This window comes from Enterococcus sp. DIV0876 (assembly GCF_050529585.1).
Lineage (GTDB): Bacteria > Bacillota > Bacilli > Lactobacillales > Enterococcaceae > Enterococcus_D.
Window position 1 is genome coordinate 45789 of the sequence record NZ_CP172882.1, and the last position, 26997, is coordinate 72785.

Genomic DNA, 26997 nt, shown 5'->3' on the forward strand with positions numbered 1-26997 from the left:
GTCATTAAAACATATATATACAAGTGTATATGAAAGGGGTTTATTAGGATGGGTAAGTATCATGATGATGCTGAAAAGCTGTTAACGTATGTCGGCGGTAAAGAAAATATCGCTGCAGTCACACACTGTGCCACTCGGATGCGCTTTGTCTTAAATGATCAGTCAAAAGCAGATGAGAAGGCGATTGAAGACATTCCTAGCGTGAAGGGTATGTTTACTAACGCCGGTCAATTCCAAGTGATTATTGGAAATGATGTACCAACATTTTATAATGATTTCACGGCTGTTTCAGGAATTGAAGGCGTTTCGAAAGATGAAAGCAAATCAATTGCCAAACAGAATCAAAATCCTTTCCAAAGAGCAATTGCTGTTTTGGCAGAAATTTTCACTCCGATTATTCCGGCTATTATTGTAGGGGGACTTATTTTAGGGTTCCGTAATGTATTAGGTGAAATTGATTTTGGGAATGGAACGATTGTTTCAAACTCTGTATTTTGGAATGGTGTCAATGATTTCTTATGGCTTCCTGGGGAAGCAATCTTCCACTTCTTGCCAGTTGGTATTACATGGAGTATCACGCGTAAGATGGGAACCACGCAAATATTAGGTATTATTTTAGGGATCACGCTGGTTTCGCCACAGCTGCTAAATGCGTATGCTGTAGCAGGAACGGCGGCGGCTGATATTCCTTTTTGGGATTTTGGGTTTGCGCAAATCGATAAGATTGGTTACCAAGCGCAGGTCATTCCAGCGATGTTGGCAGGATTTATGTTGGCGTATTTAGAAATTTTCTTTAGAAAATATATCCCTGAAGCAATCTCAATGATTTTTGTCCCATTGTTTGCATTGCTGCCAACGATTTTAGCGGCCCATGTCATCTTAGGACCAATTGGCTGGTGGTTAGGCGATATCATCTCTAACTTCGTAAATGCTGGTTTGACTTCTTCAGTCAGCTGGTTGTTCAGTCTCGTCTTTGGGGCCCTCTATGCACCATTGGTCATCACGGGGCTGCATCATATGACCAATGCCATTGACTTACAGTTGATTTCATCTTTTGGAACGACAAACTTGTGGCCAATGATTGCCTTGTCAAATATTGCCCAAGGTTCTGCTGTATTGGCAGTCATTTTCTTACACCGTGGGAATGAAAAAGAAGAACAAGTCTCGATTCCAGCGACGATTTCTTGTTACCTTGGTGTAACCGAGCCAGCAATGTTTGGGATCAACTTGAAATATGTGTATCCTTTCGTAGCAGCAATGGTAGGTTCTGGTATTGCTGGCATGTTCAATAACTTAATGGGCGTCCGTGCAAATGCCATCGGGGTAGGTGGATTACCAGGGATTTTGGCTATCAACGGAACAGAAGGCGGCGGCTGGTTGGCTTTTGCGATTGCGATGCTGATTGCTATTGTCGTACCATTCATCTTAACCATCGTTTTCCGACGTCAAGGCATCTTTAATAAAATCGATCAAGTTGGTGCTGATGTCGCAACAGACTATAATAATGGCCTGGCAACGGCTGGTGCGGGTGTGGGATCAGGTGCAACAAACCAATCTGCAACATTCGCAGCAACGCCTGCATCCACAACAACGGCTGTCACTGAAGAAACACTTTATGCACCCGCAGATGGTCAAGTGATTGCGATCACTGAGGTATCAGATCCGGTATTTTCACAAAAAATGATGGGTGACGGTTTTGCTGTGCAACCGACGAACGGCTCGATTTATGCCCCAGTAGCTGGGAAAATCTCTAGTATTTTTGAAACCAAACATGCCATTGGGATTCTCACTCCTGGCGGCGCAGAAGTCTTGGTTCATATGGGTTTAGATACAGTTGAATTAAAAGGCGCACCATTTGAGATCACAGTAGCCGAAGGCGATACCGTGACACCTGAAACAAAAATTGCTGTAATGGATCTAGATGCAGTGACAGCAGCTGGGAAACAGACGGATGTATTGACGGTCATTACCAATGCAGAAAAAATCGATCAACTTTCATTCGCAAAAACAGGAACTGTTAAAGCAAAAGATCAAATTGGTTCTGTAAAATTAAAATAAATCAAAACAAAAAACGAGTCATTGGTTTCTATTTTTAGAAACCTATGACTCGTTTTTTTTATTTTATCTTATGACTTGGTCGAAAGAAGTAGCGGAGCATAAAGAAAAGAATGGCCAAGACCAGTACCCAAAGGACAACCATAGCGATTTGAGAACCAAGGATCGTTCCTTGCATGTAGCCTGCATTGCGCTGTGCCAGATTAATGATCGTAGCTACGATCGCTGTTGCCACAGCACCAGAAAATTGTTGCAGCGTATTGAAGATCGCATTGCCGTCGGCATACAATTCTGGCGTTAATTTGTTCAATCCAGTCGTCATCATATTGCTGTAGGATAAGCCAATGCCCACCATGTAAAATACGTGACCTGCCACCAATCCCCAAATCAATGTACTGCGTAATAAAAGGGCCAAAGCGAACCAACCGATAACGATGAGAACCATGCCATTCAAGATTGGTTTTTTAGGACCAACTTTGTCCAATAAACGGCCGGCGATCGGTGCCAATATTGCTCCGATCGCAGCACCTGGCAGCATGACCAAACCGGCAGTAAACGCATCTTTGCCTAAGACGATCTGAACGAAATTCGGTAAGACGAAAGATACGCCTAAAAGTAAGAATTGGCAAACAAGAAAACCGCAAAGAAAAAGCCGAAAGCTTCGATTCTTCAAGACATCTAGGCGAATCAAAGGATTTGGGCCTTTGGCACGTTGACCAAACAACCATAGACCAATGAGGCCAACAACAAGGGGTACAAGACTAGCAATCGTTCCCAATTGATTGAGGAATAGCAAGAAACCACTAAAGAGCATCACGATCGCCAGCACACTTAGGGCATCTAATGTTCCATTTTTTTGGATCGTATTTTTGGGAATCGATGATAAACCAAGAAATAGCGAAAGCAGTAAAACAGGGATCAAAAATAAAAATATAGCATTCCAAGACCAATGTGCTGTCAACAATCCGCCATAAGTTGGACCAATCGCTGGGGCAATCGATGTCGTTAAGTTACCCAGCCCAATCGTTGCGCCCCGTTTTTCATAAGGAGAGTAGGTCAAAATAATATGAAACATCAGCGGCAGCGCAATGCCGGTGCTGGCGCCTTGAAATAAACGACCCAATAACAAGATGGCAAACGTCGGCGATAAGAAATCAACCACCAATCCAGCGAGAAAGAAGATATTGGCTGCCAAAAATAGTGTCCTTAATTGAAATCTCTTCAGAAGGAAAGTTGAAATAGGGACAATGATCGAAATCACCAATAGATAGATCGTTGTCACCCACTGTACATCTGACGTTGTGATCCCAAATTGTTGAATCAAGGTTGGAAAGGTGACATTCATAGCCGTTTCGATCAAAACACCGGCAAATGACATCAATCCAGTTGCGAGGATAGCCCCCACGAGTTTTTTGTTGTTTTCCATAAGTTCACCTCTAAAAATTCGCAGAAAAAAAGACCGTTTCTATTTTCATAGAAACCGCCTCTCTCTCGACAAGCGTGACCGCTTGTTATCTGTACGATTTAATCTATTAGCTATTCTACTGATTAGAAGGAACGGTGTCAAGAGGGGTGCTTAAAAAGGAATGAAAAACTTTTTTTGAAAATTTACAAACTTTTGCTTACACGAAAATTTTTATTCTGCTAGAATAGTCGGGTAACACAAAAAGAAAGGAAGTTGTTTCATGCCCATCAACAAAAAAGAAAGTTTGATTTATACCACCTTGATGTGTTTTTTCATGGTGTACTTTATGAGTGTTTATAACCTCATGTTCCAAGTAGGTGTTTCTCTAGAGGCGTTCCAATTGGCTTGGAATGAGTTGCCATTGGCACTTTGTATCGCATTTATCCTTGATTGGTTCATCGTTTCTGGACCAGCTAAAGGTTTTGCTTTTAAATTTTTGACTCCTGATTCTTCAACCTGGAAAAAAATTGGTTTGATCTCTTCAATGATGATTGCCGGAATGGTCTTCTTTATGTCATTGTTCGGCGCTATCATGCATGGTAACCCTGCCCATAATCTATTGATCAACTGGTTGATCAATATTGGCAAAAACGTGATCGTTGCCTTGCCATTGCAACTTTTCGTTGCAGGACCAATCATCCGTGGGATTTTCCGTGGATTATTCCCAATCGGCACTGTCCAAGAAGTTCAAACGATCGAAGAATAATGGTAGGAAAAAAGCGGAATCTGTGGCTGATGAACTAGCCCTGACGCCGCTTTTTGCTATTGTTTACTTATGCACAAAAAAATCCATAGGATGGTATGGATTTTTTTGGCTACCCTTTAAAAAGGATACAGGATGTATATTTATAGTAATATGCTTGCGAAAAAAAGAAAAGTTCAACAATTTCACTGTTTGGTGAAATTGTTGAACTTTTTTGCTCACTCAGTAGGGACACCAACGAGTTGATACCAGCGACGTTCCTCGGCATGATAAGATTGGGCAGAAAATCCCCCCATTGCAAATCCAATACATCCGATCACCAAACCAAGGAACATAAACACAAGGCTGATAGTGACAAGGAATTTTTTGTTGATTCTAATCATTGGAGGACCTTCTTTCTATAGGTATTCAATCGTTGTTTTGGCCAGGTAATACATGTCCATGACAGACGTGAAAAGAAGCGAGTCATATAATAAGTTGCTAGTAAACATAGTAATCCGAATCCGAACAAGAAGAGTCCGGTGCCTAATTGAGTAAATAAGAGAAAAAGACCATCAGCTGTTAATAATGGACTTAGGACAACACTAGCGATCCCACCAAGAACGCCTGTTATACCCAAGAGACCTGTTGTGAATGGTGCACACCACAAGACCATCAACACACTCAGCATGAGTAAGATCCCAGCTAATAATAAACTTCCCCACAACGGAAAACCTAGAATCAAAATCACATATAAAAAAGGATGGAAGCGCCGCGGAATCTCGACTATGATTTCTTCTTCTGCGTGAAGTGCTTTGACTAGATCTTTTGGCTTGCCTAATCGCGCCACAGCTTCTTCTTCGGTAAATCCTTCTTCTATCAGGTCCTCAATCATCTCGTCATAATAACTGATCAGCTGATGTATTTCGCTTGGCTTGGTTTTGTAAGACAATTCTGCAGCCAAATCTTTGATAAAACTCACTCTATTCATTTTGTACGCCTCCTTTGATAAATCGTTGAATCATCATTAACTGTGGCCAGTCTGTTGTGAGGAAATCAGTGATACGCGCTTTGCCTTGTGCAGTGATTTGATAATATTTTCGCGTGCGTCCTTGATGACTTTTTGTATAGGTCTGAACCGACTGACTCATTTCCAGCCTCTTCAAAATAGGATAGAGAGTTGATTCAGAGATGGGCAATAAAGGGGATATATTTTTGACCATTTCATAGCCGTAAGAATCACCTCTTGCAAGAAAAGCCAATACACAAACTTCCAACAACCCTTTTTTTAATTGTGCATCCACTGGTTTCCCTCCGTTTCATACCAATACTATACAATACATAGTATTGGGAGACAACCCATTTGGCCAAAAATCGGTCTTAAGCATGAGAAATAAACAAATCTATTTAATTTTACACAATAAATTCATAATCATTAAAAAAAGTAAATAAAAATGACATTTTTAGTAGGATAATGTTCCCTTTTTTGATAAAGTAGTGGTAACGATTCTGGTTAGTGAGTATATCGAAGGTCCCTAAATGACAATTGAGGAAGAGGCGGATGAAAATATGACAGTGGGTAAACGATTCATTTGGGAGGTGAGTAAAGAATCGTTTACCTGGCTGTAGAGAAGGGGAAATAATAGTTATGAGAAAAGTCACAATCACAAAAAAATATTTGATCGTATGTTTAAAAAAATATCTTTCAGAACATTATGCCAAAAAAATAACAGTTAGAGAAATTGCTAAGTACGCAGGCACTTCGACACAACCCATCTACCTAAACTTTTCAAGCATGCAGCAATTTAAAGAAGCGATGGTTGCAGATGTGTTTGCAGATATTCATCAAAAATCTAGTGCACAAGATGAAGATATAGATGCGTTGTATCGTTATTGGTTAAATTATTATACTTTTGCGTGTCAGAATAGGCAGTTATTTTTTTCATTGTTTATTGAAGATATTGGGTGTGGAAAATGTGTGCTGAACCATTCATATGAATATTTTATTCATTCCATCAATCGATCCGTCGTTTTCGCAAAAGCAGACTGCAAAGATATTCGTAAGGTCCATGACGAAGCATTGCTGTTTTTTGTGGGTCTTATTCTAACCTATTCAAAAGCCGCCAACATGAAAGATAGAACGTCATTTATTCAAGATACCGAAGACTATTGGTATCGAAGAATCGTAGCGCCTCAAACGGCGTACAAAGATATTATCCCGCAGGTGCTAGTAGAAGCAGGGTTGACTATGTGTGAAGAAGTAACTGAATGATACTATGGGTATGATTCAGAATATTTTGATCAGAAATATCAGCTTGTTTTATTTTCCTTTGCAAAGGGATTATCCAATATTTTTGATAAATAAAAAGGCAACGAAAGTCGGACGAGTGTGCCGCTTGTTGGCGAAGAGGTAATCGTTAAAGCATCTTCAACTGCATAATACAAAGCAATCCGTTGGCACACGTTATGAATACCGTAATGTGTGCTGTTTTTTTTCGTAATCGTATTCAGTTGTTCCTGCGACATACCAGGCCCGTTGTCATGAATCTCAAAAATTAAATGTTGATCTGTACAATAGCTGCGTATCGTTAAGACCCCGCGGCGGCCATCCTCTATATGATCGATTCCATGGAAAATCGCATTTTCGACAAAGGGTTGAAGCAATAAATTGATCATGTCATATTCCTTAGTCGATTCATCTATAGCCAAGTGCAGGTCAAAAGAATGATGGTGCATCTTTTGTTGGATTTTGGCATATGTTTCTGTAAGTGCCAATTCTTTGCGAACCGTTAAACGACTATTTCCTTGATTCAAACTGAGTCGATAAAAACGAGAGAGAAGATGCGCCATCTCACTGATCTCAGGTTGTCGATTGATCATGGCAGTGTTGCTGATCAAAGCAAGTGAATTGTAAAAAAAATGCGGATTGATTTGGGCCTGTAATGCCCGTAATTCGTATTTTTTTTGTTTGATTTCGGAGTGGTAAATGTCATTGATCAATTTGTGCATCTGATCAAGCATTTGTTGGAAATTCGTATAGAGTTGTCCAATTTCATCCTCCGATTCATAAAAATCTTCAATCGTTAAGTGTTCCATTGATAATGAGGCCATTTGTTTGGCCAACGCATTGACTGGATGAACCACGGTTTTGGCTAACCACCAACTAGAAAGAATGAGGATAATCAATACGATCACAAACATAAAGCTTGCTGCAGTGATCAAATAAAACGTACTGCTAAAGACGTTTTGAGCAGTTTTCACAAAATTGACCCGCCATTGATTGCTTAAGATGATCGGGGCAGTGCCTAAGGATGCAGGTTTAATCAATCGATTTCCTTGTAATGTTTCTTGATGGGTAAGTCGATCAAACTGATAGACCAGATGGTCGGATTCAGAATAGATCATTAGTTTATAGGCTTCATTAGATATATCATCTAGATGGGCAAAAAGCACGTCAGGTTCAATCGTCAAGACAAGGAAGTTTTGGGTATCAATGGAATTGCCTTTCAAAAAAATATTTGTATAAAAATATATTAATTGATTGGCCTCATCAAAATAACTGCGTACTTCTGTTGTTTTCTGTTGGTCAAAAGAATGGACAATACTTTTTTCATTGATTTGCTTTACATACTCTCCGTGGTCATACAAATCAATGGAGGTGAACAAGGTGATTTTATTGATGTCATTCTTTTGGAAAGTGACGCTTTGAAATAAGGGCACTACAGTATTTTTGTACAAGTCATATTGGCTAAAGTTTGAGAAACGTTGTTTCGACAATTCTTGGATCAGGCTCGAATTATTTGCTAAGAAGAGTAAGCTGTCTTGGTAACTAGTGATCCTTGTCTCTAACTGATACTGAAGACTTGTCAGATTATCTTCATAGGCACTTTTTTCCTGCTGTTGAATAAAAAACTGAATCACAAATACACCGATAAGGGTCAATAAAATCAATGGAATGATGCTAGAAAGAATAGAAATAAAAATAATTTTTTTTTGAAATCGAAAATTTTTAAAAAGTTGTTTTATTTTGGCTAACATTTAAAGTCCTTTCTTTCGATAAGCGTCAGGTGTCATTCCCACAATTTCGCGAAAGGTTCTGCAAAAATAGGAGTAATGGTTAAATCCTACTTGTTTGGAGATTGATTGGACACTGTATGAACTGTTTTTTAGTTTTTTCTGTGCTTGCATGATTCGATAAGCTTTGATGTACTTTGTTAGACCCATGCCTTCATATTTACTAAAAAGCTCACTTAAATAATTCGGATTGATATTGACCTCGTTCGCTAATGTTTCTAAACTAAGTTCTTGATGGAAATTAAGAAAAATGAAATGTTTGACTTGTCGGATATAACCATTTGGATGGTCATTTACGGTAAAATCAGCATTCTCTTGAAGAAAATGCAAAAGTTCATCAAAAACGACCAGTATTTTCTCGAGACTATCTGCTTCTAATATTCTGTTTATTTGTGGACTAAGAGAAGTAAAGTCTAACAATCCCTGAGCATGCTCAACGATAGTTTGATAAATAGTGGCAAAATAAAATTTAGTGGTTGTGGGCGCTTCGCTGCTGCTTGCTTCAAAGGATGCATAGACCATCTGAATTAGTTGTGTCATTTTTGTTATGTCACCTTGTTGCATATACGTGCTTATTTTCAGAGGGATACCAGTTTTAACAATATAATGATGCTCAGGTAACAATAGACATGTTTGTTTCTTTTCGTTATTGTAAAAAGAATGTTTATAAGACGCCAATAAGGATTGATAAATGGAATAGATAGCAAAAGGGTGCCTAAGTGATGTACTAGTCATGAAAGTAGGTTGGATCAGGAAATGTCTCAAAAAAAGATCACGTATCGTTTTTCTAAGGCGTGATTCTTTTATGGTATGTGCAGAATCAAAAAAAATCAGATGTGCATTATGTATGGGTAAGAAACAAACATCTGGCCGTTCATGGATCAATGAATGGAGAAAATGGACTTGATTTTGTGAATCCTTTGGTAAAGGTAAAACCGTAAAACAATCATTTTCTTTTAAATAAAATTGTGCAATCGATTGCTCTTCGGTTGATAAATCCTCCCATGGGAGACCTAAGAAAAGCTTTGTTAACGTTTCTTTCAGGTACCGTCTATCATGTATTATTTTTTGGTTTCTCTGATATTTTAAGGTTTGAACGATTGCCAACATTTTATCGATTTGTGCTTTAAAAGTATCTGGATCGAGCGGCTTTAGCAAGTAATCAACGGCTTGCAGTTGTAAGGCTTTTTTCACAAAATGAAAGTCCTCATAACCGCTAATGAATAGTAGTGGTGTTTCTGGTTTGTTGCTTTTTATTAAGTGGGCCAATTCATGACCATCCATAAAAGGCATTTTTACATCGGTAATAACCAAGTCATATGGCTCTTTTTGAAAGAGCGTCCATCCTTCACGTCCATGTTTTGCCTCGTGGATCAGCCACTTTTCATCACGTTGTGCCACAAAAAATTTGATTACCTCTCTTTGATCATAACTATCATCAACGATAAGTAAGCGATGCATGCTTCTTCTCTTCCTTTCTGCGTATGAATACGTTTGGTGTTTTCTTTCTTTCATCATAAAGGATAAATAGGGAAAATTCACTGTATTTTTGTAACCGTTTTATTTTTTCTGGAAATTGTGCTATAAATCTGAAAATCGTGCTATATTTCTAATGAAATCGTTTGCGTATAATAAGGGTGAATAAAAAACAAGGAGGGAATAAAATGAAAAGAAAAATAGCTATGTTTGGCGCATTATGTGCATCAATGGTGATCGTGGCAGGATGTGGTGCGGAAGAAACCAAGACGAATGAAGCTGGTGACACGATCATTACCATTGGACGGCAAACTGCACCAAACTCGAAGCTTCCAGAAGGGGATACGTATGGTGACAATGCATATACACGGTTAATTAAAGAACGCTTAGGGATTGAATTGGAAAGTGCCTTTGAAGCCCATGGAGAAGATTATGATCGACAAGTGTCTCTAGCAATTGCCTCTGGTGAATTGCCAGACACGATGATCGTTGGGAGTCGCGATGAGTTAGAGGAACTGGTGAACAATGACTTAGTAGAGGATTTGACTGAAGTATTTTCTGAATATGCGGATGATTTCTTGAAAGATATCTATGACTCCTTTGATGGTATTCAATTAGAGGCGGCAACTTTTGATGATCGATTGATGGCCATTCCTTCTACGAGTGATGACTTTGGTCCGAATTTAGTCTGGTTGCGACAAGATTGGTTAGATCAACTGGGGATCGAATTAGACAAAGATGGAAATCAAGCCATTACGTTAGATGAGATAAGAGAGACAGCTATCGCTTTTCAGGAAAATGACCTTGGAAATACCGGTAAAGCGTTAGGTCTACCGTTAGCATTTTGGCTATCTTCATCAAATCATGGAGGAACTGCTTATACTGGAACCGCAATCATGAATGCTTTTGGGGCCTATCCAAAATCTTATCTCCAAGATGAAAACCGACAGATGTTTTATGGGTCAAATACGCCCGAAATGAAACAAGCACTTACCTTGCTTAAAGAGTGGCAAGATGAGGGATTCATGGATCCGCAGTTTGGGACACGTACCTATGATGATATCCATGCAATGATGGTCAATGGTGAATCCGGCGTGATTTTTGGTCCGTGGCATATGCCAGATTGGGGCTTGGTTCAAGCAAAACAAAACGATCCAAATGCAGAGTTTGTACCGTATGCTGTTGAAAATGAGAATGGTGATGGGCGAATCAATGCGATTGCAAATCGTGGAAGCGGACAATATATCGTGGTGCGCAAAGGATTCTCCGAACCTGAGAAAATAATAGAAATGATCAACTTGATTTATGGCGAAGTTGTCAATTCAGAAGATATGGAAGCTGAATTCCCAGAAATTTATGCGTATGCAAAAATTGATGTTGATGGTACGGTGCGACCTTGGAATGTTGTATTTTTAAATGCTTATAGTGAAATCGACGATGCAGTGGAAGCGTCAAATGCGGCGCTAGGAAAAACAGACATTGATGATATATCTAATTTCTTCATCAAAGATAATGCCCAAAAAATCAGACAGACAATAGAATCACCAGAAGATACAGATCCGGTTGATTGGACGCGCTTTGCTTCTAGGTATTTAGCAGTCAACAATGTCATGGGTGGCGTGAGAGAACAAGATATTTTGAATGAAGTAAAACCGCCACGTTTTGATACGATTGTAGCCAATGAACGCAACGGGGCGCAAGTTGGTAAACTCGAGGAAGAGACATTTATCAAATTTATTACAGGAGAAGAGTCATTAGACAATTTTGATATCTATGTAGAAACTTGGAACAATCAGGGTGGCGCTGCGATTTTAGCTGAGATGCAAGAGGTCGTTGATGCGCGCGAGTAGGTTCTCATATATTTGAAACGAAAGTAGGTGCCAAACTTCCGATCATTGACTAAAGGAAATGAAGCAACGCCCACTGCGTCTGATTTCCAATGTTTGATCGGTTTTTTGGCTTCACCTTTTTCGTCAAAGTCAAAGGAGTGAAGAAATGGAACTTTCATCGGAGAAAGTAGTCAAACAGAAAAAGAAACATATTTTTGCCAAAGATCAATTGTTTTTTCTAGGGATGATCATTCCCGGCATTATTTTTATTTTGATTTTCTCGTATGGACCCATGTTCGGTTTGCTGATGGCCTTTCAAGACTATGTTCCTGCAAAAGGGGTTTTAGGTTCAGAATTTGTAGGTTTAGCACATTTTCGTTACTTATTTAGTTTACCGGATATCTTTTTAGTGACCCAAAACACGATTTTTATCGCTTTTTGGAAAATTATTTTTAATACCATCGTTCCAATCTTATTTGCAATATTATTAAATGAAGTACGTATGAAGTGGTTAAAGCGTTCAATTCAAACGATTGTTTATTTACCGCATTTTCTATCATGGGTTATTTTAGCATCAGTCGTTGTCAATTTGTTCAGCTTAGATGGAACCATCAATCAAATCATCCAAAACTTAGGTATGGAACCGCTAAATTTTCTGGGGAACAACCAGTTGTTTCCTCGGTTGTTGATAGGCACCGATGTCTGGAAAAGTTTCGGGTATAGTTCGATTGTTTATTTGGCGGCAATTACTGCAATTGATCCTGGTCTATACGAAGCAGCAACGATGGATGGCGCAAGTTGGTCAAAAAAAGTCTGGCATGTAACCTTACCAGGTATGTTGCCATTTATCCTTTTGATGACCATTTTATCTTTGCCGAATATTTTGAATGCTGGTTTTGATCAAATCTACAATTTGTATTCACCTGTCGTCTATCAAAGTGGTGATATTATTGATACGTATGTCTATCGGATTGGTTTGATCGGTCGAGATTACAGTCTTGGTACTGCGGTCGGTTTAGTAAAATCAGTGATTGGCCTTGTGTTGATTTATACCTCTAATAAGATTGCTGAAAAGAAAACTGATCGAGTGATGTTCTAAGGAAGGAATAAAACCAATGAAAGAAAAATTTAGTTTACGCCACGCTATCATTTATATGATTGTGATTTTATTGGCACTCTCATGTTTGATCCCAATGATGAATGTAGTAGCGATATCTTTAAGTAGTAGTCATGCAGTAGCAGCCAATAGAGTTGGTTTATGGCCGATCGAACTGACCGTTGCAGCCTATGAACGAATCATGGGCGATCAGCAATTTTGGCGCTCGTTCAACATCTCTATTTTTCGTGTGGTTGTCTCTCTACTCTTAAATTTGATGATGATTGTCACGATGGCGTATCCACTGTCAAAAACAAAAAAGGTGTTTCATATGCGACGTATTTTGATGGGGGTGATGGTTTTTGCGATGCTGTTTAGTGGTGGCATGATACCCTCGTATTTGGTTGTACGAAATCTAGGATTATTAAATACGGTTTGGGCGTTGATTTTACCCAGTGCAGTGCCGATCGGTAGTGTGATTTTGGTCATGAACTTCTTTCGGGGTATTCCTAAATCTCTTGAGGAATCTGCACGCATCGATGGAGCCAATCCATTGCAAATATTGACGCGTATTTATATCCCTATGTCTCTGCCTTGCTTGGCTACTGTTTCATTATTTAGCATCGTAGGCAGCTGGAATGACTTCTTTAGCGGGTTGATCTATATGACAAAAACCGAAAATTACCCATTGATGACCTATATCCAATCGTTGTCAGTCAATATTGCTGAAACGATGCAACGAGCAGGAAATTTAACTTCAGAACAACTACAAAGTTTGCTGGCTGTATCCGATCGTAATTTGAATGCAGCAAAAATCGTTGTGGCTGTTGTGCCATTATTGATCATTTATCCGCTTTTGCAAAAATACTTTGTCCAAGGCATTGTTGTTGGATCTGTAAAGGAGTAATCTATAATGATTTATTTTTTTCATTCCGATGGATGGGTCGCGCGACTATTGTCTAGATTTGGTCAGTTGATTCTTTTAAATGTTTTGCTTCTGGTGAGCAGTGTACCAATCATGACGATCGGTGCTGCACATACAGCTGGATTTCATGTCCTCATTCAACTGATTGAAGGAAAAGAAATCGCGATTATACCAACTTATTTGCAAGTATTTAGACAGTCATTTGCTAAGAGTAGCTTGGTATGGATAGTGCTATTGGTGTTTATTTGGGTGTTAGGGATCAATTGGCTATATTATGTGCAAATCGATCAAGTATTCACAGGGTGGGTGCTGGGTTTGTGTATCAGCACAATGGTTTGTTTTCACCTATTCCAATGTACTTTTTTTTCCTTGGCAAGATATAATAGTAATCTAAAATCCATCTTGGTCAATGACATCAAAATAATGATTGCGCACCCATTCAAGTCTATCTTATTGCACGCTATTACATTATTCCCTTTCTTGCTGATGTTGTTATCGGCATATTTATTTATTTTCGGATTATATAGTGCTTGTTTTTTCAGCATTAGCGGTTGGATGTACTTGCGCTGTAAATTACTATTGGCTTTTTTCAGGAAATATGAGAAGGTAGAATAAGGATTGTCATGATAAAAAAGATTAAGATAGAGATGGAGAAAAATCATTGAAGCAAACAGAAATTTATGGATTGAAAAAAGTTCAAATCGACCGACGAATTGGTTTTTTAGAAGAACATACGTATCAAGGCAATGATTTAGGGGTGACTTTTGCAGGTGCCCAAGTGACGTTCAAATGTTGGTCGCCAGAAGCAGATGCAATGGAGGTAGTCATTTATCAGAGTGGTGAGATCGAGAAAAATGATCAGCTGATGGCGTTTCAAATGACACAAATCGATCATTGTTGGACCGTAACAACGGATCAACAAATCAAAGGATTATTTTATACATACCGTATCACTCGTGGTGATGAAACAGTGGAAACCGTTGATTTATACGCTAAAGCAGTTGGTGTCAATGGAAATCGTGGGGCGATTCTTGATTTGACGCTGACCGATCCTGAAGGGTGGCAAGAAACAAGTTATACACCGCCTGATACTATCACAAATGCCTATATTTGGGAATTACACGTAGAAGATTTCAGCAGTGATCCAAATAGCGGTATCTCAATCAGTAATCGCGGCAAATACTTGGCTTTTACTGAACCAAATACCCATCTCTTGGATGACCCACAACAAGCTACAGGGATGGCTTATCTGAAGGAATTAGGCATTAACTATGTTCATTTATTGCCGATGTTTGATTATGACAATGATGAAACCTCAGCAACGTATAATTGGGGCTATGACCCCAAAAACTACAATGTACCTGAAGGCAAATATGCTTCAGACGCGTATGATCCAGCCACGCGTATTCGTGAGTGTAAACAAATGATCCAAGCGCTGCATCAAGAAAATATTGGTGTAATTATGGACGTAGTCTTTAATCATACGTCGATCACTGAGAAATCGTGGTTTAATTTGACAGTACCTGATTATTACTATCGTCAAAATAATGCAGGTGATTTTGCAGACGGATCAGCCTGTGGCAATGAAACTGCTTCTGAGCGTAAAATGATGCGTAAATTTATTCATGATTCTGTGCTGTTTTGGGCGAAAGAATATAAAATCGATGGGTTTCGCTTTGATTTGATGGGGTTACATGATGTCGATACCATGAATCAATTGCGTCAACGTTTGGACAATGAAGGATTTGAACACGTTATTTTATACGGAGAACCTTGGGATGCCGGCAGCAACCAGATCATGGCCCCCAACATCCCTGCCAACAAGAGCAATGTTTGGGCTTTGGACGAAAGAATTGCTGTTTTTAGCGATGATTTGCGTGACAGTATCAAAGGCGATGTATTTGAAGCGCGTGATGGTGCTTTTATTCAAGGGATGAATGGTCAGTCGCAAAGGAAAGAAACCTTCTATCTCCGTGATTTGGCTACTGCTATCCAAGGCAGCACCCGCTATGATGATCATCGGGCAGAGAATCGGTGGGCCAAATCACCCCAACAAGTGATTGCCTATGCGTCAGTTCATGATAACCTGACCCTTTGGGATAAACTAGTAGTGACCATGACACCTGAATCCCAGCAACATGTGTATGCCAAAGATCAGATGCTTCTTGCACGCAATAAATTAGCAGCTGCACTTTTGTTTACCAGCCAAGGAGCGATACTCACGCAAGCCGGTGAAGAATTTGGGCGTACCAAAGAAGGCGATGAAAACTCATTTCGTTCGCCACTAGCCATCAATCAGCTGGATTGGCAGCGTGCCAAAGCGTTTAAAGATTTGCGTGACATCTATCGCGGTCTTTGGCAAATACGTCAAAACTATGCACCCCTTCGAGACCAGACAACACAAACGGCTGCCAGAATGAAGTTTTTCGACACGAATGATGAAAATATCATTGCCTATGAAATACCAAATGATGATCAGACCCAACCGTGGCAATCTATGATTGTTGCAGCAAATAGTAGTGCTCATACCTGGAAACTGAATTTACCGGACATCACAGAGGATGAACAATGGCTTCTTATTGCAGATTCAAACGGAGCAGGTGTTGCAGTGCGCCCAGCAGAAGGTACGATTATCGATCCATTACACTTTATGATCTGGGTGAAGATGAAACGATAATGAAATATCCATAGAGTAAAAATGTTATTTAAAAATCGTTTATGTGCACTGAACGTTTCTTAAAATAATCTACTAATGACAAGCTAACCGCTTCATGGTATAGTTAACCCAAGAAAACCCACGTTGGATTGTTACTGACTCGATCAGGCAAAACCTAAATAAGAAAACGCTTTTTACAGCGGCTCTTATTTAGGTTTTTTATTTTTCCCCTGGTTTTTCTATGGTTGAAAAGGTCAATATGTTGCAATCGCTATGTATTGTCTAAAAAAATAAGATAAGTGAAGGAGTAGAGAAGATGACAAAATTTCCAGAGAATTTCTTATGGGGCGGCGCAACGGCTGCCAATCAATTAGAAGGTGCGTTTGACCGAGATGGCAAAGGGCTGTCTGTTGCCGATGCAATGCCTGGAGGCAAACAGCGTTTAGCGATTTTGGGTAGTGATACCTTTGACTGGACGATTGATGAAGACACATATACTTATCCAAATCATCGGGGGATCGATCACTATGATCGTTTTAAAGAAGATATTGCTTTATTTGCAGAAATGGGCTTTAAGAGCTACCGCTTTTCGATTGCCTGGACACGGATTTTTCCTAATGGAGATGAAACGACACCAAACGAAGCTGGCTTAGCTTTTTATGATGCATTGATCGATGAATGTTTGAAGTACGAGATCGAGCCGGTGATCACGATTTCTCACTATGAAATGCCGTTACATTTGGCCAAAGAGTATGGCGGCTGGAAAAACCGTGCATTGATTGAATTTTATGAACGCTTTGCGAAAGTTGTCTTGGAACGGTTCCATAGTAAAGTGAAGTATTGGATGACATTCAATGAAATCAATTCAGCATTCCACTTTTCAGCATTGAGTCAAGGGATGGTCAACAGTACGGGAGCCGGTGATTTCACGAATGTGGTCCAAGCGTGGCACAATCAATTTGTGGCCAGCAGTAAAGCGGTGAAAATCGGACACGAATTGAATCCAGATCTCCAAATTGGTTGTATGATTATTTATGCAACGACGTATAGTATCGATGCAAACCCAATCAACCAAACAGCAACGTTGATTCAGAATCAAGCCTTCAATTTTTACTGTGCCGACGTGCAAGTACGGGGCAAATACCCAGCCTTTACGAATCGTTTATATAAAGAACATGGTGTTGATCGTGAAAGACTGGAAATCACAGAAGAAGATTTAGCCTTGATTGCTAAATATACAGTTGATTATATTGGGTTCAGCTATTATATGTCTTCTGCTGTTGATGTGACGGCTAATGAAGCAGATGAAGTCCAAGGCAACTTGCTTGGCGGCGTGCGCAATCCATTCTTAGAAGCAAGTGATTGGGGATGGCAAATCGATCCTGAGGGATTACGTATTGCACTGAATGAATTGTATGACCGCTATCAAAAACCGTTGTTTATCGTTGAAAATGGACTAGGGGCAATCGATACCTTCAACGAAGAGGGTGTGATCGAAGATGATTACCGCATTGATTACTTGCGCCGCCATATCGAAGCAATGGGTGAAGCAATCGAAGATGGGGTTGACTTGATTGGGTATACACCATGGGGTTGTATCGATCTTGTGAGTGCATCGACGGGAGAAATGAGTAAACGGTACGGCTTCATCTATGTTGATTTGGATGATGAAGGCAATGGAACGATGGATCGCGCTAAGAAAAAATCGTTTGATTGGTACAAACAAGTAATTGCGACAAATGGCGCAAATCTTGATTAAACAAGCATGAAAAGAAGCAGCAGGCGAATGCCTGCTGCTTCTTTGGTGTCCTCCCGAATAGCGGTTATCCTCTACGTATTCGGCGTTGGTAAGCAACAGTTGCCAAGAACCAACTCACTGCAATGATCCCCCCACACCAGATGAAGGCTAGGCGTAACGGCGCGGGTGGTTGTTGCAGCATCAATGCCCGAATGGATTGAATGATAGGCGTCATTGGCTGGTATTCAGCAAAAAGCGCCAATGCTTTAGGCATGCTTTCAGTTGGTACAAAGCCAGAACTAAGATAGGGAAGCAGCGTCGTCAACACTGTAAACATTGTTGCCGTTTCAGGACTTTTGGCGAGTAATCCGAATAAAACAGAAAGCCAAGTAAACGCCATTGTGAAGCAAAAAATCAACAAAAGCACGATCAACCATCCAATCAAATCGGCTTGCGGGCGAAAGCCAATCAACAGCGCGACGAGCAAGACTACCAACGTACTCAGAAAGCTGCGCAAGCTGGCTGCCAAGACGTGACCATTCAAATAGGCTGATTTGGCGATATTCAAGGTGATCAATCGAGTGACCATGCCTGTTTGTAAATCTTGATTGACCATGACACCCACTGCTGAAGCGCTTTGAGCGATGCATTGCACCAATACCCCGGGCACCACAAAGTCCACGTAAGAGACATCGCCGACATGCATAGCGCCGCCAAAGACATAGACAAAAAGGATCATTAACAGTGCCGGGGTCAAAATACCGCTAAATAGGGCTTCCATGTTGCGTATCGAGAGTAATACGTTGCGCTTGAACAAGGTTTTTGTTTCGATGAATGTTTTCATTGGGCACCGCCTTGAACAACGGATAAGAAGATATCTTCTAAAGTCGCACTGGTCTGATTGAACCGAATAATGGTGACGGGTAATTGGTCTATTTGCTGCAGCAGCGAAAACGCGTCTTGGAAGCCGGACTTGATCGGAAAGCTCAATGAAAGATTGGTTTCATCGATGGTCACATCATAATCAGTTAAGTGGTTGACTAATATATCAAGTTCTTGTTTGTCTAAAACATGTATGGTCATCTGATTGATTTGAGAGAGGGATTTGATTTGTTGCGGCGTGCCTTCTAGGATGATTTTACCCTCGTGTAAAATCGCAATTTTGTCTGCGAGAAATTCGGCTTCCTCGAGATATTGGGTGGTCAAGAAAATCGTGCGTCCTTGATTGGCCAGTTCCTTGATCATCTCCCACGTTGCTAATCGATTTTGCGGGTCTAATCCCGTAGTGGGCTCATCCAAGAATAAGAGGGTGGGGGTGCCGATGAAACTCATAGCGATATCTAAGCGCCGCCGCATACCGCCAGAATACTCCTTCACTAGTCTTGAACTGGCTTCTTGCAAGTCAAAGCGAGTCAGCAAGGAGTCAATGGTGGTTTTTTTATGGTCAATATGGCGCAGGTCTGCGATCATTTGCATATTTTCTCTACCCGTCAATTCTTCGTCAACGGCCGAGAATTGGCCGGTCAAGCTGATCTGCGCCCGGATAGCGGCTGGATTTTTTTTAAGATCACAACCATTGATGCGGACAGTGCCATTGTCGAAAGATGAAATCGTGGTCAATATGTGGACCAATGTGGTTTTGCCGGCACCGTTTGCCCCCAAGAGGACGAATATTTCTCCAGACTGGACAGATAAATTGACATCGACTAAGACTTTTTTGTCTTTGAATGATTTTTGCAAATGTTTCACGTGAAGCATTTCTTGCTTTTTACTCGTTATCATAGCTTCTTCCTCATTTCTATAAGATAATGAAAGCATACTGCCTAAGAGGATAACGGTTGTTCAAATTTCAATATATTGAAAAAGAAGGTGAATCATGTGCAAAGTTATGGAGCAACAATCAAATCAATCCGGAAGAGTAAAGGATTATTATTGAAAGAACTAGCGGATGAACAGTTGTCTTTGTCCTTGTTGTCGCAATTTGAGAATGACAAAACAACGATTTCTTGCGAAAGATTTCATCGATTGATCGACAAACTAGAAGTCCGATTTGATGAGTTTCAGTTGATACAGACTGGACAAACGCATTCGGCAAAACACGCAGAAATCATGTCGTATGTAGCCGCAATGGGATCAGTTAATCGTGTAGAGGATTTAGAGGGATTAGAAGAAAAATATCAAGCACTATGCCTGTACCAACAACAAAACTATTCATTAGAAGTCGATCATTTATTGCAATTATTTCGTTTTGACTATTTGATGAAGCAAGATATTTTAAGTGGATCACCAATGTTGGCAGCGTATGAAAAACATAGCGATTGTCTAGGTGGTGCCAAACACTACTTACTCAATACTGACACCTGGGGCGTCTATGAGTTGCGATTGTTTGCCCGAGTAGCTGTCGCCATGGAAGCGCCTTTGTTGTGGCGGTGTTTACAGGTGGCTATCAAGAAAAGTGACCAATTTACCATATTGCCAGGTAATCAAGATATTTTTTATGAAACACTGACAGCGATTTTTTCGATATTTTGTTTATTCAAGCAAAGTGATTACGCGGAAAAAACTTTGGTATTGTGGAAAGCAAGAGTAGCAAAAGAGCAGCATATGAAGGAAGCCGTATTGATGCCTTTTTATGAGGGCTGGGTGGCTTGGTTAAAAGGCGAAGCACAGGCAGAAGCCTGCATGGATGAAACATTATTATTGTTAAAAAGGTTAGGACTTAAAGAATTGTTGTCCTCATATCAAGACTTAAAGAAACTGGTGCTCAGCGATAATTTTCCAGGTATTTTATTGAAAGACCCATTGCTTTCTGAACAAAAAGAGTGTTAAATGGGTGGAGTGACAAAGTGTCAACAATTGGTATTAACCAATTGTTGATGATATTATAAAATATAAGCACGTAAATAGTTGGTTTTTTTGCAAATGAGGCTAAATGAACCTACGTCAACGTCTTATGTTTAAGAATCAGAAAGGAAGCGATTAAAAAACGGTAATAGTAAGCAAGTTACTTCTTATTTATGTATGAGAGGAGTATATTCGTAATTGGAATTTTTCTTTCATTGGAATAATTATCATTTATTTGCGTAGAAATAGGAGGATGTAAAATGGATATTGTGACATTAGCACGGATCCAGTTTGCGATGACAACGATTTTTCACTATTTTTTTGTGCCGTTTTCAATCGGAACGGGTGTCGTTATTGCAATCATGGAAACACTATATGTGATTAAAAAGGATGAAAAATATAAACGCATGACGAAGTTCTGGGGGAATATTTTTCTATTGAGTTTTGCTGTTGGTGTTGTGACCGGGATCATTCAAGAGTTTCAGTTTGGGATGAACTGGTCAGATTACTCACGCTTTGTTGGTGATATTTTTGGTGCCCCTCTTGCGTTAGAAGCCTTATTGGCCTTCTTTTTGGAGTCTACTTTCTTAGGACTCTGGATTTTTACGTGGGATCGTGTCAGTCCAAAGCTCCATGCGACCTTTTTTTGGCTGGTTACCTTAGGGTCCATGCTTTCTGCTTTTTGGATTTTAGCCGCCAACAGTTTTATGCAGCATCCGGTAGGCTATACATTGAACAATGGTCGAGCAGAAATGACCGATTTCGGTGCCTTATTGGCCAACCCGCAAGTCTGGTATGAATTTTTGCACGTCATTACCGCGGCAATCGCCATGGGTGGAATCATTGTAGCGGGTCTTTCTGCTTTTCGTTTATTGAAGAAAGATCAAGATATCGATCGTGATTTCTTCAAAAAGTCAATGCGCATTGGCTTTGCGGTTGCTTTGTTTGGTTCATTCACAGTATTGCTTGCTGGGGATGAACAAATGAAATATTTAGTAGAAGAACAACCAATGAAATTTGCGGCGATGGAAGGTGCGTATGAGGATACTGGCAGTCCAGCGGCTTGGACAGTTGTTGCTTGGGCGAATGAAGCTGAGCACCACCAAGTATTCGGTATTTCTATTCCTTATATGCTAAGTATTCTGGCTTTCAATGAACCATTTGGCTCAATCGATGGGATGGATACTGTCAACCAAGATTTGATTGCGCGTTATGGGGAGCGAAATTATTATCCCCCTGTCAATACCTTATTCTGGAGTTTCCGTGTGATGGCCGGATTCGGCGCATTGATGCTGCTTGTCTCTGGTTTGGGGCTGTTCTTTACCCGCAAGAAAAAACCATGGCTCTTTGAAAAACGCTGGCTGCTTTGGGTCACGGGGCTGACCTTATTCACACCTTTTTTGGCCAATACAGCAGGCTGGTTGATTACTGAATTGGGACGTTATCCTTGGACGGTTTATGAATTATTTACGATTGAGGATAGTGTCTCCCCTAATGTGTCTGCTACATCCTTGATGATCTCGAACACAGTTTATTTCTTATTGTTTACTGGACTAGGTGCTACAATGATTTACTTAGTCAGACGTGAAATGAATCATGGTCCTGAAAAAGACGCTTTTGGCGAGATCAGCCAAAATGACTATCAAGATCCGTTTGACAAGGAGGCGTTTGAAGGATGACAGGTTTACAATTATTGTGGTTTACATTGATCGGCATTTTGTTCTCAGGTTTCTTCTTCTTGGAAGGTTTTGACTTCGGTGTTGGGATGTCAGTGCAAACGCTGGCTCATAATGAAGACGAAAAAGATCAGATCGTTCAAACGATTGGGCCTGTCTGGGATGGCAATGAAGTGTGGTTGTTGACAGCAGGTGGTGCGATGTTCGCTTCATTCCCATACTGGTATGCGTCATTGTTCAGTGGGTTTTATTTGATTTTATTGTTGATTTTGGTAGGTTTGATCATTCGTGGCGTATCTTTTGAGTTTCGGGCAAACTTCCCGAAAGAGCACAAAAACATTTGGAACTGGACATTGACGATCGGCAGTACCATGGTGCCCTTCTTCTTTGGTTTGATGTTTGTGGCTTTGATTCAAGGCATGCCTTTGGATGCTGACGGCAATATGACTGCGACCTTTACTGACTATGTCAATCCATTTTCAGTTGTTGGCGGCATTGCCATGACTTTATTGTGCTACTTGCATGGCTTGAACTACATTGCATTGAAAACAGAAGGTCCGATTCGGGCACGGGCGCGTAATTATGCCAGTGTTTTTTATGGTATTTTATATGCCGGTTTGGTGGTATTTGCTGTTTTGCTTTATTTCCAAACAGACTTCTTTGCGCTTCATTTTGCAACAACATTGGGTTTGTTGATCGTGATCGTGGCGTTGACGGTGTTAGCAAATATCAGTGTCTTTAAAGGCATGGAAATGACAGCATTCTTAGCTAGTGGGTTGACCTTGATTGCACTAGTGGTTTTGATTTTCACGGGACTATTCCCAAGAGTGTTGATCAGTTCACTAGATTCAAGTTATGATTTGCTGATTGCAGATGCTTCATCAAGTCGTTATACATTGAAGATCATGAGTTATTTATCATTAACGATCTTGCCTTTTGTATTGGCGTATACCGCGTGGAGTTATTACATTTTCCGGAAACGGATCAGCCATACCGGGGCGTTGGAGGGATATAAATGATTGACAAACAAATCATGAAACTCCCTGGAATGAAACAGTTATTGGGATTGCTTGCAGGGTTATCGTTCTTGCAAGCACTCTTCATTATCGGACAGGCTTATGGGTTGGCAAGTGCCATCACTGGCTTATGGGAAGGTCATCCTTTAAAGGAACAGTGGGGCTGGATTCTGCTGTTCTTTTGTTCGTTTATCGCGCGACAAGGGATAATCTTTTTTCGGGCACAAAAGCTGGATACCTACAGTTATCAACAAGCGGCGGCTCTGCGCGACCAACTTTTAGAAAAGCTTTTTCGTGTAGGACCACAAATTGCTCAGCAGCAAGGGACAGGGAACATCACCACCATGCTTTTAGAAGGAATCAACCAAGTCGAAAATTATCTGCAGTTGATTTTGGCAAAAATCATGAATATGTCGATCATCCCATGGGTGATTTTGGCGCTGGTTTTTTATCTTGATTGGGAATCGGGTGTGGTTTTGCTATTGGTATTCCCGCTGATCATTATCTTTATGATCATTTTGGGCTATGCCGCACAAAGTAAAGCCGAAAAACAATACCGTACGTTTCAATTATTATCCAATCACTTTATCGATACCTTGAGGGGCATCGATACATTGAAATTGTTTGGTGTGAGCCAAAAATATGGCAAGAGTATTTTTGCTTCAAGTGAACGCTTCAGAAAAGCGACAATGGCTTCGCTGAAAGTCGGTATCTTATCGACCTTTGCCTTAGATTTCTTTACTACATTATCGATTGCGGTTGTCGCTGTCTTATTGGGATTGCGTTTGATCAATGAAGGTATTTTCTTGTTCCCATCTTTGACGATTTTGATTTTGGCCCCTGAATATTTTTTACCGATCCGTGATTTTTCAAGTGATTATCATGCCACGTTAGATGGCAAAAATGCCATGACGGCTGTCACAGAGATTTTGAATCAACCAGAAGCAGCGGTCGCTGCAGTTGGCTTGCCTCATTGGCAAGCACAAACCAATTTGGCGCTATCTGGTGTATCTTTTGATTACGAGGAGAAAACCGCGTTGTCTGATATTGATTTATCTGTGACTGGTTTTAAAAAAATCGGCGTCATCGGGTTGAGCGGGTCAGGGAAATCAACGTTGATCAATCTTTTGAGCGGCTTTTTTGTACCGAAGTCTGGGCAAATCAAGATCGATGGAGTTGATGTGACAGCGTTGCGTCAAGCAGATTGGCAAGAACAATTGATTTATATTCCGCAAAATCCGTATATATATCGGATGACCCTCCAAGAAAATATTGCATTCTATCAACCAACGGCAACGAAAGAACAAGTGCTAGCCGCCATTGAAGTGGCAGGATTGACGGCGTTGCTGGAAGAATTGCCTCAAGGGTTGGATACGATGCTTGGTGAGGGAGAACGACATCTTAGTGGTGGACAAGCCCAACGAATTGCTTTGGCTCGGGCCTTCTTGGATCAAGATCGGAAAATTCTCCTCTTTGATGAACCAACAGCCCATTTAGATATTGAAACAGAAGTGGCGCTAAAAGCAAGGATGCTGCCGCTGATGGACAATCGCTTGGTCTTCTTTGCTACCCATAGGTTGCATTGGATGGAAGAGATGGATGAAATCATTGTCATGGATCAAGGGCAAATCGTTGAACGGGGGACATTGGCAGAACTACAAGCGAAACAAGGAGCGTTTACTGACTTGGTTCGTGGAATGAGGAGGGAACAACTTGAATAAAATTGGTTTATTCCGATCATTGAAAACCGATACTTGGGTCAAACCGTTCTTAACAAAATACAAGAATGTCTTAGCTTTGGCATTGTTCTTGGGCTTTCTGACTTTCTTTTGCGGCGGTGCCTTGATGTTCAATTCGGGTTTTTTGATCAGCCGTTCTGCTTCGATTCCAGAAAATATTTTATTGGTGTATATTCCAATCGTACTGACGCGGGCTTTTGGGATTGGACGACCAGTCTTTCGCTATTTGGAACGGCTGACGAGTCATAGCTGGGTCTTGCGTATGACCTCAAATTTGCGTTTAAAGTTGTACAACGTTGTTGAAAAAGAGGCCATCTTCTTTAAACAAGCCCATCGTACTGGTGATATCTTAGGCTTGTTGGCTGAGGATATCAACCATATCCAAAACCTCTATCTGCGGACGATTTTTCCAACGGTGATTGCGTGGATTCTTTATGTTTTTTTGATTATCGGATTGGGTTATTTTTCTTGGTGGTTTGCTTTGGTGATGCTGCTCTTATTGGGAATCGTTGTAGTCGTCCTACCGTTATGGTCTGTTTTGGTCAATGGTGTGCGGCAAGAAAAGCAGAAACAAATGAAAAACCATCTGTATACAACACTGACCGACAATGTATTGGGTGTTTCCGATTGGGTCTTTTCTCAACGAGGAACAGAATATGTTGCGGCCCATAAAGCCTTGGAAGCTGAATTACGTCAGGTAGATGAAAAAATCAAACAGTTTGATCGCCGTCGGGATTTTCTTTTACAAGGAACCTTTGGGGTGATCGCCGTTGCATTGCTTGTTTGGGCAAGTACCCGTTTTCCTGGCGTTTATGGTGGACTGGCTAACTGGATCGCAGCTTTTGTGCTGTGTGTGTTCCCGTTGATCGATGCCTTTGCACCATTGCCAAGTGCTGCCCAAGAAACCAATGTGTATAAAGATTCTATCGATCGTTTTAATGCCTTGCCTAAAGAGCAAGCTGCCATGTCTGAGCCAAAAGCCATGACGCTTGAAGGACCAGTAGAATTGGTAGTCAATGATCTGCATTTTCATTATCCCGATGGAAAAGAAGTACTTCGTGGATTGAATCTGACCATTGCGGCTCATCAAAAATTAGCGATTCTTGGCCGCAGCGGTTCTGGGAAAAGTACCTTTGCTTCATTGCTGCGGGGAGATTTGGTGCCGACTGAAGGAACTATTTTGATCAATGGGCAACCAGTCGCTGATTTTGGCGATGAAATCAGTGAAATGATTGGTGTCATCAACCAAAACCCTTATTTATTCCATACAACTATCTTGAATAATTTGCGGATTGGGAATGAAGCGGCTTCTGAGGCTGATGTTTGGCAAGTATTAGACCAAGTAGGGTTGAAAGAAATGGTAGCCGCTTTGCCAGAAGGATTGGCGACAATGGTTGATGAAGCTGGTTTGCGGTTTTCTGGTGGTGAAAGGCATCGCCTAGCGTTGGCACGGATCTTATTGAAAGATACGCCAATCATCTTATTGGATGAGCCGACCGTTGGGTTGGATCCGATTACTGAACAAGGGGTGTTGGAAACTTTCTTCAAAGTTTTGAACCATAAAACGATTATTTGGATCACGCATCATTTGCAGGGGATTTCGATGATGGATCGTGTTATTTTCGTTGAAGATGGGCAGTTGAAGATGAGTGGCTCTCCTGCAGAACTAGCTGCTGAAAACGCCCATTTTCAACAATTATTGGCCATTGATCAAGGCAGAATGTAA

22 protein-coding genes are annotated in these 26997 nt (G+C 40.6%); 14 read left to right on the forward strand and 8 right to left on the reverse strand.

The window, feature by feature from the left end; all coding sequences use genetic code 11:
* Positions 1–48 precede the first annotated feature (48 nt).
* Complete coding sequence (gene treP / locus IGI41_RS00215; protein WP_430610566.1) at positions 49–2058, forward strand: PTS system trehalose-specific EIIBC component; 2010 nt, start codon at positions 49–51, stop codon at positions 2056–2058.
* A 58-nt stretch (positions 2059–2116) separates the two neighbouring features.
* On the opposite strand, the gene IGI41_RS00220 is transcribed toward treP, so the two are convergent.
* Positions 2117–3481, reverse strand: coding sequence for an MFS transporter (locus IGI41_RS00220; protein WP_430610567.1), 1365 nt, complete (start codon positions 3479–3481; stop codon positions 2117–2119).
* A gap of 259 nt (positions 3482–3740) precedes the next feature.
* On the opposite strand from IGI41_RS00220, the gene IGI41_RS00225 reads away from it, so the two are divergent.
* A complete protein-coding gene (locus IGI41_RS00225) occupies positions 3741–4226 on the forward strand; it encodes a DUF2798 domain-containing protein (protein WP_430610568.1) in 486 nt (161 codons plus the stop codon).
* A gap of 215 nt (positions 4227–4441) precedes the next feature.
* Here the strand turns inward: IGI41_RS00225 and IGI41_RS00230 are convergent, their stop codons facing one another.
* Genes IGI41_RS00230 through IGI41_RS00240 form a run of 3 tightly spaced genes read right to left on the reverse strand, consistent with a single transcriptional unit; the run spans position 4442 to position 5506 of the window.
* Positions 4442–4606, reverse strand: a complete 165-nt coding sequence (locus tag IGI41_RS00230) for a hypothetical protein (RefSeq protein WP_430610570.1) — start codon at positions 4604–4606, stop codon at positions 4442–4444.
* Positions 4603–5193, reverse strand: a complete 591-nt coding sequence (locus IGI41_RS00235; protein WP_430610571.1) for a DUF1700 domain-containing protein — start codon at positions 5191–5193, stop codon at positions 4603–4605. Before IGI41_RS00235 ends, IGI41_RS00230 begins: the two co-directional genes overlap by 4 nt.
* A complete protein-coding gene (locus IGI41_RS00240; RefSeq protein ID WP_430610572.1) occupies positions 5186–5506 on the reverse strand; it encodes a PadR family transcriptional regulator in 321 nt (106 codons plus the stop codon). The genes IGI41_RS00235 and IGI41_RS00240 overlap by 8 nt, the downstream gene beginning before the upstream one ends.
* Positions 5507–5850: 344 nt before the next feature.
* Here IGI41_RS00240 and IGI41_RS00245 point away from each other — a divergent pair, with 344 nt between their 5' ends.
* Complete coding sequence (locus IGI41_RS00245) at positions 5851–6474, forward strand: TetR/AcrR family transcriptional regulator (protein ID WP_430610573.1); 624 nt, start codon at positions 5851–5853, stop codon at positions 6472–6474.
* 38 nt (positions 6475–6512) lie between these two features.
* Here IGI41_RS00245 and IGI41_RS00250 read toward each other — a convergent pair whose 3' ends face one another.
* Positions 6513–8240, reverse strand: coding sequence for a sensor histidine kinase (locus tag IGI41_RS00250; protein WP_430610574.1), 1728 nt, complete (start codon positions 8238–8240; stop codon positions 6513–6515).
* Positions 8241–9791, reverse strand: a complete 1551-nt coding sequence (locus tag IGI41_RS00255) for a response regulator transcription factor (RefSeq protein WP_430610575.1) — start codon at positions 9789–9791, stop codon at positions 8241–8243.
* Between the two features lie 149 nt (positions 9792–9940).
* Between IGI41_RS00255 and IGI41_RS00260 the strand changes: the two genes are divergently transcribed.
* From IGI41_RS00260 to IGI41_RS00285, 6 genes are all read left to right on the forward strand, one after another.
* Positions 9941–11602 (forward strand): extracellular solute-binding protein, encoded by a 1662-nt coding sequence (locus IGI41_RS00260; RefSeq protein WP_430610576.1) that lies wholly within the window; start codon positions 9941–9943, stop codon positions 11600–11602.
* A gap of 145 nt (positions 11603–11747) precedes the next feature.
* Positions 11748–12680, forward strand: a complete 933-nt coding sequence (locus IGI41_RS00265) for an ABC transporter permease (protein WP_430610577.1) — start codon at positions 11748–11750, stop codon at positions 12678–12680.
* Between the two features lie 16 nt (positions 12681–12696).
* Positions 12697–13584 (forward strand): carbohydrate ABC transporter permease, encoded by an 888-nt coding sequence (locus IGI41_RS00270; RefSeq protein ID WP_430610578.1) that lies wholly within the window; start codon positions 12697–12699, stop codon positions 13582–13584.
* Between the two features lie 6 nt (positions 13585–13590).
* Entirely contained in the window at positions 13591–14217 is a 627-nt protein-coding gene (locus IGI41_RS00275) for a DUF624 domain-containing protein (RefSeq protein ID WP_430610579.1), read from the forward strand.
* Between the two features lie 46 nt (positions 14218–14263).
* Positions 14264–16279 (forward strand): type I pullulanase, encoded by a 2016-nt coding sequence (pulA, locus tag IGI41_RS00280; protein WP_430610580.1) that lies wholly within the window; start codon positions 14264–14266, stop codon positions 16277–16279.
* A 295-nt stretch (positions 16280–16574) separates the two neighbouring features.
* Positions 16575–18017: a glycoside hydrolase family 1 protein gene (locus IGI41_RS00285; protein ID WP_430610581.1), complete on the forward strand. Its 1443-nt coding sequence runs from the start codon at positions 16575–16577 to the stop codon at positions 18015–18017.
* Positions 18018–18081: 64 nt separating this feature from the next.
* Here the strand turns inward: IGI41_RS00285 and IGI41_RS00290 are convergent, their stop codons facing one another.
* Positions 18082–18840 (reverse strand): ABC transporter permease, encoded by a 759-nt coding sequence (locus IGI41_RS00290; protein WP_430610582.1) that lies wholly within the window; start codon positions 18838–18840, stop codon positions 18082–18084.
* Positions 18837–19778: an ATP-binding cassette domain-containing protein gene (locus tag IGI41_RS00295; protein WP_430610583.1), complete on the reverse strand. Its 942-nt coding sequence runs from the start codon at positions 19776–19778 to the stop codon at positions 18837–18839. The genes IGI41_RS00290 and IGI41_RS00295 overlap by 4 nt, the downstream gene beginning before the upstream one ends.
* A gap of 96 nt (positions 19779–19874) precedes the next feature.
* On the opposite strand from IGI41_RS00295, the gene IGI41_RS00300 reads away from it, so the two are divergent.
* The 5 genes from IGI41_RS00300 (at position 19875) to cydC (ending at position 26997) form a co-directional block, all read left to right on the forward strand.
* Positions 19875–20825 (forward strand): helix-turn-helix domain-containing protein, encoded by a 951-nt coding sequence (locus tag IGI41_RS00300; protein ID WP_430610584.1) that lies wholly within the window; start codon positions 19875–19877, stop codon positions 20823–20825.
* Positions 20826–21100: 275 nt separating this feature from the next.
* Positions 21101–22519, forward strand: a complete 1419-nt coding sequence (locus tag IGI41_RS00305) for a cytochrome ubiquinol oxidase subunit I (RefSeq protein ID WP_430610585.1) — start codon at positions 21101–21103, stop codon at positions 22517–22519.
* A complete protein-coding gene (gene cydB / locus IGI41_RS00310) occupies positions 22516–23535 on the forward strand; it encodes a cytochrome d ubiquinol oxidase subunit II (protein WP_430610586.1) in 1020 nt (339 codons plus the stop codon). Before IGI41_RS00305 ends, cydB begins: the two co-directional genes overlap by 4 nt.
* A complete protein-coding gene (cydD, locus tag IGI41_RS00315) occupies positions 23532–25253 on the forward strand; it encodes a thiol reductant ABC exporter subunit CydD (RefSeq protein WP_430610587.1) in 1722 nt (573 codons plus the stop codon). The genes cydB and cydD overlap by 4 nt, the downstream gene beginning before the upstream one ends.
* Complete coding sequence (gene cydC / locus IGI41_RS00320) at positions 25246–26997, forward strand: thiol reductant ABC exporter subunit CydC (protein WP_430610588.1); 1752 nt, start codon at positions 25246–25248, stop codon at positions 26995–26997. Before cydD ends, cydC begins: the two co-directional genes overlap by 8 nt.

Excerpts from the sequence above, each read along its gene's own strand:
- treP (WP_430610566.1), top strand. The coding sequence starts at position 49 with ATGGGTAAGTATCATGATGATGCTGAAAAGCTGTTAACGTATGTCGGC.
- IGI41_RS00220 (WP_430610567.1), bottom strand. The coding sequence starts at position 3,481 with ATGGAAAACAACAAAAAACTCGTGGGGGCTATCCTCGCAACTGGATTG.
- IGI41_RS00225 (WP_430610568.1), top strand. The coding sequence starts at position 3,741 with ATGCCCATCAACAAAAAAGAAAGTTTGATTTATACCACCTTGATGTGT.
- IGI41_RS00230 (WP_430610570.1), bottom strand. The coding sequence starts at position 4,606 with ATGATTAGAATCAACAAAAAATTCCTTGTCACTATCAGCCTTGTGTTT.
- IGI41_RS00235 (WP_430610571.1), bottom strand. The coding sequence starts at position 5,193 with ATGAATAGAGTGAGTTTTATCAAAGATTTGGCTGCAGAATTGTCTTAC.
- IGI41_RS00245 (WP_430610573.1), top strand. The coding sequence starts at position 5,851 with ATGAGAAAAGTCACAATCACAAAAAAATATTTGATCGTATGTTTAAAA.
- IGI41_RS00250 (WP_430610574.1), bottom strand. The coding sequence starts at position 8,240 with ATGTTAGCCAAAATAAAACAACTTTTTAAAAATTTTCGATTTCAAAAA.
- IGI41_RS00255 (WP_430610575.1), bottom strand. The coding sequence starts at position 9,791 with ATGAAAGAAAGAAAACACCAAACGTATTCATACGCAGAAAGGAAGAGA.
- IGI41_RS00260 (WP_430610576.1), top strand. The coding sequence starts at position 9,941 with ATGAAAAGAAAAATAGCTATGTTTGGCGCATTATGTGCATCAATGGTG.
- IGI41_RS00265 (WP_430610577.1), top strand. The coding sequence starts at position 11,748 with ATGGAACTTTCATCGGAGAAAGTAGTCAAACAGAAAAAGAAACATATT.
- IGI41_RS00270 (WP_430610578.1), top strand. The coding sequence starts at position 12,697 with ATGAAAGAAAAATTTAGTTTACGCCACGCTATCATTTATATGATTGTG.
- IGI41_RS00275 (WP_430610579.1), top strand. The coding sequence starts at position 13,591 with ATGATTTATTTTTTTCATTCCGATGGATGGGTCGCGCGACTATTGTCT.
- IGI41_RS00285 (WP_430610581.1), top strand. The coding sequence starts at position 16,575 with ATGACAAAATTTCCAGAGAATTTCTTATGGGGCGGCGCAACGGCTGCC.
- IGI41_RS00290 (WP_430610582.1), bottom strand. The coding sequence starts at position 18,840 with ATGAAAACATTCATCGAAACAAAAACCTTGTTCAAGCGCAACGTATTA.
- IGI41_RS00295 (WP_430610583.1), bottom strand. The coding sequence starts at position 19,778 with ATGATAACGAGTAAAAAGCAAGAAATGCTTCACGTGAAACATTTGCAA.
- IGI41_RS00305 (WP_430610585.1), top strand. The coding sequence starts at position 21,101 with ATGGATATTGTGACATTAGCACGGATCCAGTTTGCGATGACAACGATT.
- cydB (WP_430610586.1), top strand. The coding sequence starts at position 22,516 with ATGACAGGTTTACAATTATTGTGGTTTACATTGATCGGCATTTTGTTC.
- cydD (WP_430610587.1), top strand. The coding sequence starts at position 23,532 with ATGATTGACAAACAAATCATGAAACTCCCTGGAATGAAACAGTTATTG.